Raw genomic sequence first — 11,817 nt, 5'->3', positions numbered from 1 at the left:
AAAAGCCTGTTCCGGAGTTTGTTATGTCATTGTCGCATTATTACGCTGAAACTGACCTTAACGCTGAAAATTTGCTCAGATTGCCTGCTGAATTCGGCTGTCCGGTCTGGGTCTATGACGCGCACATTATTCGCCGTCAGATAGCCGCCCTGCAGCAGTTTGACGTCGTGCGTTTTGCGCAAAAAGCCTGTTCGAACATTCATATCCTGCGCTTAATGCGCGCGCAGGGCGTCAAGGTGGATTCTGTTTCATTGGGGGAGATCGAACGTGCGCTGGCGGCGGGCTACGATCCGCAAACGTGCCCTGATGATATCGTTTTTACCGCCGATGTGATTGACGCCGCCACGCTGGCGCGCGTCAGTGAACTGCATATTCCGGTCAATGCTGGCTCGGTAGATATGCTGACGCAGCTTGGTCAGGTTTCGCCTGGGCATCGCGTCTGGTTGCGCGTAAATCCTGGCTTTGGTCACGGCCACAGCCAGAAAACCAACACCGGGGGCGAAAACAGCAAACACGGCATCTGGCATAGCGATCTTCCGGCGGCGCTGGCGGTAATGCAGAAATACCGACTGAAACTTGTCGGTATCCATATGCACATTGGTTCCGGCGTCGATTATGGACATCTGGAGCAGGTTTGCGGCGCGATGGTACGCCAGGTGCTGGAATGTGGTCAGGATGTGGAGGCGATTTCGGCAGGCGGCGGACTCTCGATACCTTATCGTGAGGGAGAAGAGCCCGTTGATACGCGCCATTACTATGGCCTGTGGAACGCGGCGCGCGAGCAAATCGCCCGCCATCTGGGACATGCGGTCAAACTTGAGATCGAACCCGGACGTTTTCTGGTGGCGCAATCGGGCGTGCTGGTAACGCAGGTGCGTAGCGTAAAACAGATGGGAAGCCGCCATTTCGTGCTGGTAGATGCGGGTTTTAACGATCTGATGCGCCCGGCGATGTACGGTAGCTATCACCGTATTTCGGCGCTGGCGGCGGATGGTCGCGCGCTTGAAAATGGCCCGTGGGTCGAGACGGTGGTCGCCGGGCCGCTATGCGAATCAGGCGATGTTTTTACGCAGCAGGAAGGGGGAATGGTTGAAACACGCGCCTTACCTGCGGTCATCCCCGGCGATTACCTCGTATTGCACGATACCGGCGCGTACGGCGCGTCTATGTCATCGAATTACAACAGCCGCCCGCTCCTGCCGGAAGTACTGTTTGACAATGGACAGGCGCGGCTGATCCGCCGTCGTCAGACTATTGAAGAGCTGTTAGCGCTGGAGATGCTCTGAAGCGCATCATTAGGCCGGACGTTGAAAAAACGGGCCTGCGGCGACGGACTCGCGCAGAATCAGCGTGCCGGTAAAGGGCGGGATCGGGGCGACCGGCTCGCTGTTCGCCAGACGAACGGCCTGATCGATCGCGGTGGCTATCATATCCTCAATGGGTAAATAGACTGTTGAAAGCCCCGGTTCAAGCCAGGTTGCGCCCGGCGCATCGTCAAAACCAAACAGCGACACATCCTGCGGGATGCGTAATCCGGCCTGGCGCAGCGCTTTTGCCGCGCCCAGCGCCGTGTCATCATTACAGGCGAATAGCGCGCTAAACGTGACGCCTTCCTCCAGTAATTCCCGGCAGGCGTCATAGCCGCGCGTCAGCGTGTAATCGCCGTATTTCACTTTTGTCGGTTGCCACGGAATACCATACTTTTCCAGCGCCTTGCGATAACCCGCTACGCGTGATGTGCCGGTGGGAGTATGAACAGGCAGCGTAATACAGGCGATATCGCGATGGCCCTGCGTAATCAGATATTCCACCGCCTGGAATGCCGCCGTCTCCTGCTCGAAGAAAATAGCGCGATCGCGGGCCTGAGTGACGTTGCGATTAATAATCACCAGCGGCATTTCCGTGGCGTCAATCAACGACAAAATCGCCGGCTCATCCATATAGCGAGTGTAAAGAATAATAGCGTCGCACTGTCTGTCGGCCAACATTTGTACGGCTTTCTGCTCTCGTTCCGGCGTATCGTGACCATCGGTGACGATCAACTGCTTGTTATGAAACTCCGCCTGGCGCGACGCCCGGCGCAACAAACTGCCAAAATAGAAGCCGTCAAACGTAGAGACGACCAGACCGATGCTGTTGCTGGTGCGATTCGCCAGCGAGCGTGCCAGCAGGTTGGGGCGATAGTCCAGAGCCTGCATCGCCGTAAACACTTTCTGGCGCGTGCTTTCTTTTACCTGCCCCGTCCCATTCAGCACTCGTGAGACGGTGGCCTTTGATACGCCCGCATGGCGGGAAACATCCAGCATTGTCGCGATCATGCTACCCTGATTAATCGGTTGTCGACAGGTGTCCGGTATCCGTCGGCGTGGATACCGAATGTCGGCGTACCAGTGTCGGACTAAATACATGAGTTACTTCTGGCGTAGGGCATTTCCCCGCCAACGCTAACGCCAGCTCCGCCGCCTGTGTCGCCATGGTGACGATCGGATACCGAATGGTGGTCAGTCGGGGACGCACATAGCGTGAGACCAGTACATCATCAAAACCGATGAGCGATACTTCGCCCGGCACCCCCACGCCATTATCATTTAATACTCCCATCGCGCCAGCCGCCATCGAGTCGTTATAGCAGGCCACCGCGGTAAAATGTCTGCCGCGGCCTAATAACTCAGTCATCGCCTGCTCGCCGCCGCTTTCATCCGGTTCGCCGAACGTCACCAGCCGATCGTTAGCCGGGATATGGCTTTCCGCCAGCGCATCGTAATAGCCCCTCAGGCGATCTTCGGCATCAGAGATGGTGTGGTTGGAACAGATATACCCAATACGCGTATGACCTTGCTGGATCAGATGCCGGGTCGCCAGCCATGCCCCGTAACGGTCATCCAGCGCGACACAGCGATGTTCTAACCCCGGTAAAATGCGGTTAATCAGCACCATGCCGGGGATTTGCTTCATTAATGAGGCCAGGTCCGCATCCGGAATCATTTTGGCGTGTACCACTAACGCTGCGCAACGATGACGAATCAACTGTTCAATAGCCTGACGCTCTTTTTGTTCGTTATGATACCCGTTGCCAATCAGTAAAAAATTGCTGGTGTGATACGCCACCTGTTCAACGGCTTTCACCATCGCGCCGAAAAAAGGATCGGAAACGTCGCCGACCACCAGACCGAGGGTTTCCGTTGCCTGCTGTGCCAGCGCGCGCGCGTTGGCGTTAGGGTGATAGCTCAGGGACTCCATTGCGCTGGTTACCGCCAGCCGGGACGCTTCGCTGGCTTTTGGCGAATCGTTAATAACGCGAGAAACGGTGGCGACTGAAACACCGGCCAGTCGGGCTACATCTTTTATGGTCGCCATGATAATACCTATAGTGGGTAAACGCTTACATTACGCCAGTTTTACGGAAAATGAACCTCTGTTCAAGCCTCTTGCCCCGCCGTGTCGGGCAAATGTGACCTGCACGGGAGAAATGCGTCTGTAAAGTGACAATACAAATCTTTCGTTACAGTTTGCGAAGCGCTGTTGCGATTGTCTGCTGGCAGGCTAGCGAGTCAGGTTGATAGAGTGGTGATCCCAGAGGTATTGATAGGTGGAATCAACGTCATTGTTGATCACACGAATTACACCAACCTGCGTAGAGATGCGCAGGTTTTTTTTTGTTTCGCCTGAACCTGTAACAGTAACGGATAATTTACACAACTCGTTGCATTTCCGTTTATTCCTTTGCGTTTTCGGACTGGCGATGCAGACGCGCGAAGCCCACAATCAAGATCCCAGAGGTATTGATTGGTGAGATTATTCGGTACGCTCTTCGTACCTGTCTCTTGCACCAACCTGCGCGGATGCGCAGGTTTTTTTTCGAACCTATTTTGCTATCGCTCCTGTTACGCAACTCGTGTAATCTGCCACAATTCATGTTTTAGCGAATTGTCGGCCAAAGGGAGTTGAAATGCTGTTTGGATTTTTCCGTAACCTGTTTCGCGTGCTTTATCGTGTGCGCGTCACTGGCGATGTCCGGGCGCTACAGGGGAACCGGGTCTTAATTACCCCCAATCACGTTTCATTTATCGATGGTATGCTACTGGCGCTGTTTTTGCCGGTACGGCCTGTCTTTGCGGTATATACCTCCATCAGCCAGCAATGGTATATGCGCTGGTTAACGCCGCTGATCGATTTTGTGCCGCTCGACCCCACTAAACCCATGTCCATTAAACACCTGGTGCGTCTGGTGGAGCAGGGGCGTCCAGTGGTGATTTTCCCGGAAGGGCGGATTTCCGTGACCGGCTCGCTGATGAAAATTTATGACGGCGCAGGCTTTGTGGCGGCAAAATCGGGCGCAACCGTCATTCCGCTCCGTATTGACGGCGCGGAGCTTACCCCTTTCAGTCGCCTTAAAGGTCTGGTTAAACGGCGCTTATTCCCCCGCATTCAGCTTCATATTTTACCGCCGACGCAAATACCGATGCCGGAAGCGCCGCGCGCGCGCGACAGACGTAAGATAGCGGGTGAGATGCTGCACCAGATCATGATGGAAGCGCGTATGGCGGTGCGCCCGCGCGAGACGTTATACGAATCGTTGCTGGCGGCGCAATATCGTTACGGCGCAGGTAAAAACTGTATTGAGGACATTAACTTTACGCCGGATACGTATCGTAAGTTACTGACCAAGACGCTTTTTGTTGGCCGGATTCTGGAAAAGTACAGCGTTGAGGGCGAGAAAATCGGTTTAATGCTGCCGAATGCCGCCATCAGCGCGGCGGTGATTTTCGGCGCGGTTTCTCGTCGCCGCATTCCGGCCATGATGAACTACACGGCGGGGGTAAAAGGGCTGACCAGCGCGATTACCGCGGCGGGAATTAAAACGATTTTTACCTCCCGCCAGTTCCTCGATAAAGGTAAATTATGGCACCTGCCGGAACAGCTAACGCAGGTTCGCTGGGTTTACCTGGAAGATTTAAAAGCGGACGTCACGCCCTCCGACAAGCTGTGGATTTTTGCCCACCTCCTGGCGCCGCGACTGGCGCAGGTAAAACAGCAGCCGGAAGACGCGGCGATTATTCTTTTTACCTCTGGCTCGGAAGGGCACCCGAAAGGGGTGGTGCACAGCCATAAAAGCATTCTGGCGAACGTCGAGCAGATAAAAACGATTGCGGATTTCACCGCCAATGACCGTTTTATGTCGGCGCTGCCGCTCTTTCACTCGTTCGGTTTGACGGTGGGCCTGTTTACGCCGTTGTTGACCGGCGCGGAAGTGTTTCTTTATCCAAGTCCGCTGCACTATCGCATTGTGCCGGAACTGGTCTATGACCGTAACTGTACCGTGCTGTTTGGTACATCAACCTTCCTCGGCAACTATGCGCGCTTTGCCAATCCGTATGATTTTTATCGCCTGCGCTATGTGGTGGCCGGTGCGGAAAAACTTCAGGAGAGCACTAAACAACTGTGGCAGGATAAATTCGGTCTGCGCATTCTTGAGGGCTACGGGGTAACGGAATGCGCGCCAGTAGTCTCGATTAACGTGCCGATGGCGGCTAAGCCGGGCACTGTTGGCCGCATTCTGCCTGGCATGGACGCGCGTCTACTGGCGGTGCCCGGTATTGAAAACGGCGGTCGGCTACAGCTGAAAGGGCCGAATATCATGAATGGCTATCTGCGCGTGGAAAAACCGGGCGTGCTGGAGGTGCCGTCAGCGGAAAACGCCAGAGGCGAAACCGAGCGCGGGTGGTACGACACGGGCGATATTGTACGCTTCGATGAAAATGGTTTTGTGCAGATTCAGGGGCGCGCGAAACGCTTTGCGAAAATTGCTGGCGAAATGGTCTCGCTGGAGATGGTCGAGCAACTGGCGCTTGGCGTTTCGGCGGACAAAATGCACGCTACCGCCATTAAAAGCGATGCCAGCAAAGGTGAAGCGCTGGTACTGTTTACGACTGACAGCGAACTCACCCGAGAAAAGTTACAGCACTATGCCCGTGAACACGGTATTCCGGAACTTGCCGTCCCGCGTGATATCCGTTATCTGAAACAGCTTCCCTTGCTTGGCAGCGGGAAACCCGATTTTGTGACGCTGAAAAGTTGGGTGGATGCGCCGGAACAACATCATGAGTGAGTCAGTACGTACTAACACCTCCATCTGGTCGAAAGGGATGCTGTCGGTGATTGTCGCGCAGTTTCTCTCGGCTTTTGGCGATAATGCGCTGCTGTTTGCGACGCTGGCGCTGCTGAAAGCTCAGTTTTACCCGGACTGGAGCCAGCCTGTTTTGCAAATGGTGTTTGTGGGCGCTTACATTCTTTTTGCGCCGTTTGTCGGCCAGATAGCGGACAGCTTTGCCAAAGGCCGGGTGATGATGGTCGCCAATGGTCTTAAACTGGCGGGAGCGGCAGGTATCTGCCTCGGCGTGAATCCTTTTGTCGGTTATACGTTGGTCGGGATTGGCGCGGCGGCTTATTCTCCGGCGAAATACGGTATTCTGGGCGAACTGACGACGGGCGATAAGCTGGTGAAAGCCAATGGCCTGATGGAAGCCTCTACGATTGCGGCGATTTTGCTCGGTTCCGTCGCGGGCGGCGTATTGGCCGACTGGCATGTCATCGCCGCGCTGGTTGCCTGCGCGTTGGCCTACGCTGGCGCAGTGGCGGCGAACCTGTTTATCCCGAAGCTTGTGGCGGCGCGTCCAGGACAATCCTGGCGGTTGTCGGCGATGACGCGTAGCTTCTTCAGCGCTTGCGTTGTCCTTTGGCGTAACGGTGAAACGCGTTTTTCGCTGGTGGGGACCGGGCTATTCTGGGGCGCAGGCGTGACGCTGCGTTTTCTGCTGGTGCTGTGGGTGCCGGTGGCGCTGGGCATTACGGATAACGCCACGCCGACTTACCTGAACGCCATGGTGGCGGTAGGCATTGTGGTCGGCGCGGGTGCGGCGGCAAAACTGGTGACGCTGGAGACCGTATCGCGCTGTATGCCCGCCGGGATTTTGATTGGCGTTGTGGTTGCGATCTTCTCATTACAGCACGCATTGCTGCCTGCTTATGCCTTGTTGCTGTTGATAGGTATGCTGGGCGGCTTTTTTGTGGTGCCGCTCAACGCTTTGCTCCAGGAGCGCGGTAAGAAGAGCGTTGGCGCCGGGAATGCCATTGCCGTACAAAATCTGGGCGAGAATAGCGCCATGCTATTAATGCTGGGACTGTACTCGCTGGCGGTGCTGGTTGGCGTTCCGGCTGTGGCGATAGGTATCGGCTTTGGCGTGCTGTTCGCGCTGGCGATCGCGGCGCTGTGGATCTGGCAGCGCCGGCAGGCATCATACTGAGTGAATATGCCGGGCGGCGAGTGCGCGTTATCCGGCTTACATTGTCTCTGTAAGCCCGGAAGCGTAGCGCCACCGGGCACTGACTATCACGGCGCCGGGTAGGTATAAACCTGATGCGCCGCCTCAATCTCCGCCAGGACCTCTTCGCTTAACGTCAGATGCAGACTTTCCACATTCGTCTTGAGCTGCGCCATCGTGGTTGCGCCCAGTAACGTACTGGCGACAAACGGCTGGCGGCGAACAAAGGCCAGCGCCATCTGCGCCGGATCAAGATTGTGACGCTTCGCGATATCGACGTAGGCGGCAACGGCTTTTTGCGCCTGTTCGCCGCTGTAACGTGTGAAGCGGCTGAACAAGGTATTCCGCGCGCCTGCGGGTTTGGCCCCGTTCAGGTATTTACCGGTTAATGTGCCAAACGCCAGACAGGAGTAGGCGAGCAATTCAACACCTTCATACTGGCTGACTTCCGCCAGCCCGACCTCGTAGCTGCGGTTTAACAGGCTATAGGGGTTCTGGATCGTGACAATACGCGGCAGGTCATGTTTTTCCGCCAGATGCAGATAGCGCATAACGCCAAACGCTGTCTCATTTGAAACGCCAATATAACGAATCTTACCCGCTCGCTGAAACTCACTTAGCGCGTCTAACGTCTCCAGCAGACTTACTACTGGCGTGGAGTCCGTCCAGTTATAGCCGAGTTTACCGAAGCAGTTAGTGGGACGCTGCGGCCAGTGCACCTGATACAAATCCAGATAATCGGTCTGCAACCGGGTCAAACTGTCGTGTAGCGCTTCGCGAATATTTTTACGATCCAGCGCCTGATGAGGCCGGATGCCTTGATCATTATTACGTGCCGGTCCGCTAACTTTGCTGGCGATGATCAGTTTTTCACGGTTGCCGCGTTTGGCGAGCCAGTTACCGATATAGGATTCCGTCAGCCCTTGTGTTTCCGGGCGCGGCGGTACCGGATACATCTCGGCGGCGTCGATAAGGTTAATGCCATTTGCGATGGCATAGTCGAGCTGTGCGTGAGCGTCGGCTTCGCTGTTTTGTTCACCAAATGTCATTGTGCCCAGCCCTAGCGTACTTACTTCGAGCGAGCTGTGGGGTATACGGTGATAGTGCATAGCCGTTTCCTTTTTATTATGAAGTCAGAAATTCCCGACAAAGGACAATAAAAATGGCAGAGGGAAGGCAAAAGGGAAAGTAAAATTGCAGGCTGCGCGGCGTAATTGTTACCGGGCGTGGTCGCCACGCACCGTTACAGGACGCAGCCTGAAGGTTTGCAGAACGCTGACCTCGATCACAGGCCACCGCTTAACGTTCGATGATTTGAGACACTTCGTCACGGTTGATTTGCATCTCGTTTCCCTGTGCATCGGTATAGCTGACCAGACCGGTATCATCGTCAACTTGTGGTTTTCCATCGGTCAGGATCATACGACCATCTTTCGTCGCCATTACATAATCGCTGCTGCATCCGGATACCGCAAAAGCCAACCCTACTGCGGAAATTACAACTGCCCACTTTTTCATCCGTTTGTCCTCACATAGCCTGCATCTGATAATAGTCTGTTAATCATATGTCTGATAATAGTCTAGTAATAACGCGCAGCTCTGCATGTCGGAAGCAGCAAAATCTTAATCTGTGAGAAGAAAGGAAATAAAGTGAGTATTCGCTCCCCGGCGGGGGAGCGAGACAGGATTACAGCGGATTCTTTTTATTACGCAACAGGTTCAGGCTCTCTACTGCGATAGAGAAGAACATGGCGAAATAGATATACCCTTTCGGAACGTGAACGTCGAAACTTTCCAGAATCAGGGTAAAGCCAACCAGGATCAGAAAGGAGAGCGCCAGCATTTTTACCGACGGATGGCGATCGACAAACTCGCCGATGGGCCGTGCCGCAAACATCATGACGCCCACGGCAATAACGACTGCCGCCATCATAATAAACAGATGATCGGAGAGGCCAACCGCTGTGATAACTGAATCAAGGCTGAAAATAATATCCAGCAGCATAATCTGTACTATTGCGCCCAGGAAAGAAGAAACCCGGGTTTTTAACCCTTCTTCTTCGCCTTCGATGGACTCATGGATCTCCTTGCTGGCTTTCCAGATTAAAAATAACCCGCCCAGTAACAGAATGAGATCGCGGGCGGAAATCGCTTCGCCGAAAAGCTCAAACAGCGGATTAGTCAGCCGAGTGACCCAGGCGATTGACGCCAGCAGCGCCAGGCGCATAACCATCGCCGCCGCCAACCCAAGCCGCCGTGCGTGGTTTCGTTGCGCCGTAGGAAGTTTTGCTACCACCAGAGAAAGAAAAATAATGTTGTCGATCCCAAGTACAATCTCCAGCAGCGTCAGCGTACCGAGCGCCAGCCAGGCATTAGGATCGGTTATCCATGCAAATAACATCGAACAAAGTCCTGCCAAAAAAAGAAGCGGTAATTATAGGCCCGTCGAGTGACGGGCGAAAGCCCAGGCTGAATTTGCGCAACCAGGAACGGTGTAAAATAGCGGCGACAATACGCTTACGTTTATCCGGCATCGGCCCGATGCGTAGCCATAGCGGAGGCGCATTTGCGTGTAATGGACGTTACGGATTCTGCAATAAAAAATGGCGAGCCAGCAGCGCCTGCGTAAAATTTTTTTTCAGATAAAATCCACGCGGTAGCGTCAAAATAGGTTCCCCGCGCGCGCCGATAGCCTCGGTGAGCGCCCTGGCATTGGCGGCTTTGGGTCGCAGTTGCAAGACTTCGCCATGGCGGGCGGTAATGCGTTCCACCTGGCCCAGCACTATCATGTCCATCAGCTCTTCCCAGTCGAGGCGTAGCTGCCTGTCCTCTTCTTCACTCGGACTCCAGAGTAGCGGCGAACCTACGCGGCGTTCGGCTAACGGTATGCTGCGATCGCCTTCGACCGGTACCCATAGCACGCGCTTCAATTTATGCCGTACGTGACTTGTCTCCCAGGTCACGCCGCTGTTACCGGTTAACGGCGCCACGCAAACAAAGGTTGTTTCCAGAGGACGACCCAGACTATCCACCGGGATGGTTTTCAGTTCTACGCCTAACGCGGCGAAATCCTGCTCCGGCTTGCTCCCGGCGCTGGCGCCGAGCCAGATCTCCAGCAAGACGCCGATCCAGCCTTTGTCTCGCTTCAAATCTTTAGGCGTGGTAATGCCGGCCATCGCCGCCAGCTCGCCTAACGTATAGCCGGAAAGCTGCCGCGCCTGGGCTAACAGCAATGCTTCCGAAGCAGGCGGAGTCAGTAGCGGACAAAGAGCGGACATGACAATTACCTTAGGTCAAAAAGTGAGCAGTGATTTTATACCGTATGGGCAGAGTTTATCTTTTTCTGTGTCTTATATTCAATAGACTGATTTTTATTGCCTTTTTTGTGTTGTTTCTTCGTGTTGCGCAACGCTGAAGCGGGTTTTCCAATTCTGGTCACTGACAATAAACAGGATCTTACACTATGTTATCCACAGAAAGTTGGGATAACTGTGTAAAACCACCACTACTGTTTCCATTTACAGCCTTGACGTGCGACAAAAATCGAAAATTCAGACAAATAGTGCGTAAGTTATTGGCACAATCTGTGGATAAAACCGACGCTGGTTGATCTTTCATCAGCATAAGGATCTTAGATGTGATACTGGTCACGCTTTATGAAGGCGGCATGTAGGATTTGTCTATAACACAATGAATATAAGGCACTATTTTTACTGTTTTCCGCATGAGGAATTCAGACTGTTCTGGGTTTTCCCGTGGTAATTCCATACTTCTTCACAACTATATCCACAGAAAAGGTGAATAAAATGGCGCAAGGGCGTCATCATCTGTTTATAACTCGGCTATTTACTGTGAGTTATTCAATTGTTATTAGGCTGTGTCACTATTACAGAGTGGTTTACCGCCTCACTGGAGTATGAAACAATCGTTCATATATAAGGTTTATGTTGAGGTAGTCCGGTGATTGATGACGATGGCTACCGCCCAAATGTAGGTATCGTAATTTGTAATCGTCAGGGGCAGGTGATGTGGGCCCGGCGATTTGGTCAGCACTCCTGGCAGTTCCCGCAGGGCGGGATAAATCCAGGGGAGTCGGCAGAACAGGCGATGTACCGGGAACTGTTTGAAGAAGTTGGGTTAAGCCGTAAAGATGTGCGGATCCTTGCTTCTACTCGCAACTGGTTGCGTTACAAGTTACCAAAACGTTTGGTGCGTTGGGACACAAAGCCGGTATGTATCGGCCAGAAACAAAAGTGGTTTCTTTTGCAGTTAATGAGCGCCGACGCCGAAATCAATATGCAAACCAGCAGTACGCCGGAGTTTGACGGCTGGCGCTGGGTAAGTTACTGGTATCCGGTTCGACAAGTGGTGTCATTTAAACGCGATGTCTACCGCAGGGTAATGAAAGAGTTTGCAAGTGTTGTCATGGCGCTTCAGGATAATCCCCCTAAGCTACAAAGCGCGCCTGCTTATCGACGTAAAAGAGGTTAAGCCA

General features: G+C 53.9%; 10 protein-coding genes. 4 read left to right on the top strand and 6 right to left on the bottom strand.

All coding sequences use genetic code 11. The features are described 5' to 3' along the window. Positions 1-23 precede the first annotated feature (23 nt). A complete protein-coding gene (gene lysA, locus NAZ64_RS05380) occupies positions 24-1,286 on the top strand; it encodes a diaminopimelate decarboxylase (protein ID WP_000058916.1) in 1,263 nt (420 codons plus the stop codon). A gap of 9 nt (positions 1,287-1,295) precedes the next feature. Here lysA and NAZ64_RS05375 read toward each other — a convergent pair whose 3' ends face one another. Together NAZ64_RS05375 and galR are read right to left on the bottom strand one after the other, a co-directional pair. Then, complete coding sequence (locus tag NAZ64_RS05375) at positions 1,296-2,318, bottom strand: LacI family DNA-binding transcriptional regulator (protein WP_220569908.1); 1,023 nt, start codon at positions 2,316-2,318, stop codon at positions 1,296-1,298. A gap of 10 nt (positions 2,319-2,328) precedes the next feature. Continuing rightward, positions 2,329-3,357 carry an HTH-type transcriptional regulator GalR gene (gene galR / locus NAZ64_RS05370; RefSeq protein WP_220569649.1) on the bottom strand — a complete coding sequence of 343 codons (1,029 nt, stop codon included), beginning with the start codon at positions 3,355-3,357 and terminating at the stop codon, positions 2,329-2,331. A gap of 592 nt (positions 3,358-3,949) precedes the next feature. On the opposite strand from galR, the gene aas reads away from it, so the two are divergent. Together aas and lplT are read left to right on the top strand one after the other, a co-directional pair. After that, a complete protein-coding gene (gene aas / locus NAZ64_RS05365) occupies positions 3,950-6,109 on the top strand; it encodes a bifunctional acyl-ACP--phospholipid O-acyltransferase/long-chain-fatty-acid--ACP ligase (RefSeq protein ID WP_220569650.1) in 2,160 nt (719 codons plus the stop codon). After that, on the top strand, positions 6,102-7,304 hold the full coding sequence (lplT, locus tag NAZ64_RS05360) for a lysophospholipid transporter LplT (protein WP_000004686.1): 1,203 nt from the start codon (positions 6,102-6,104) through the stop codon (positions 7,302-7,304). The genes aas and lplT overlap by 8 nt, the downstream gene beginning before the upstream one ends. A gap of 86 nt (positions 7,305-7,390) precedes the next feature. Here lplT and NAZ64_RS05355 read toward each other — a convergent pair whose 3' ends face one another. The 4 genes from NAZ64_RS05355 to mutH all read right to left on the bottom strand — a co-directional run bounded on the left by NAZ64_RS05355 (position 7,391) and on the right by mutH (position 10,600). Then, positions 7,391-8,431 carry an NADP(H)-dependent aldo-keto reductase gene (locus NAZ64_RS05355; protein WP_000558960.1) on the bottom strand — a complete coding sequence of 347 codons (1,041 nt, stop codon included), beginning with the start codon at positions 8,429-8,431 and terminating at the stop codon, positions 7,391-7,393. Positions 8,432-8,621: 190 nt separating this feature from the next. Beyond that, positions 8,622-8,840 (bottom strand): YgdI/YgdR family lipoprotein, encoded by a 219-nt coding sequence (locus NAZ64_RS05350; RefSeq protein WP_000758662.1) that lies wholly within the window; start codon positions 8,838-8,840, stop codon positions 8,622-8,624. Positions 8,841-9,009: 169 nt separating this feature from the next. Continuing rightward, positions 9,010-9,723: a TerC family protein gene (locus NAZ64_RS05345; protein ID WP_000895635.1), complete on the bottom strand. Its 714-nt coding sequence runs from the start codon at positions 9,721-9,723 to the stop codon at positions 9,010-9,012. Between the two features lie 181 nt (positions 9,724-9,904). Continuing rightward, a complete protein-coding gene (gene mutH / locus NAZ64_RS05340; RefSeq protein ID WP_001274930.1) occupies positions 9,905-10,600 on the bottom strand; it encodes a DNA mismatch repair endonuclease MutH in 696 nt (231 codons plus the stop codon). A gap of 682 nt (positions 10,601-11,282) precedes the next feature. Between mutH and rppH the strand changes: the two genes are divergently transcribed. Continuing rightward, positions 11,283-11,813, top strand: a complete 531-nt coding sequence (gene rppH, locus NAZ64_RS05335; protein WP_000564481.1) for an RNA pyrophosphohydrolase — start codon at positions 11,283-11,285, stop codon at positions 11,811-11,813. Positions 11,814-11,817 lie beyond the last annotated feature (4 nt).

It is taken from the genome of Salmonella sp. A1325, from assembly GCF_056991255.1.
This window is presented reverse-complemented; position numbering and strand designations above follow the sequence as displayed.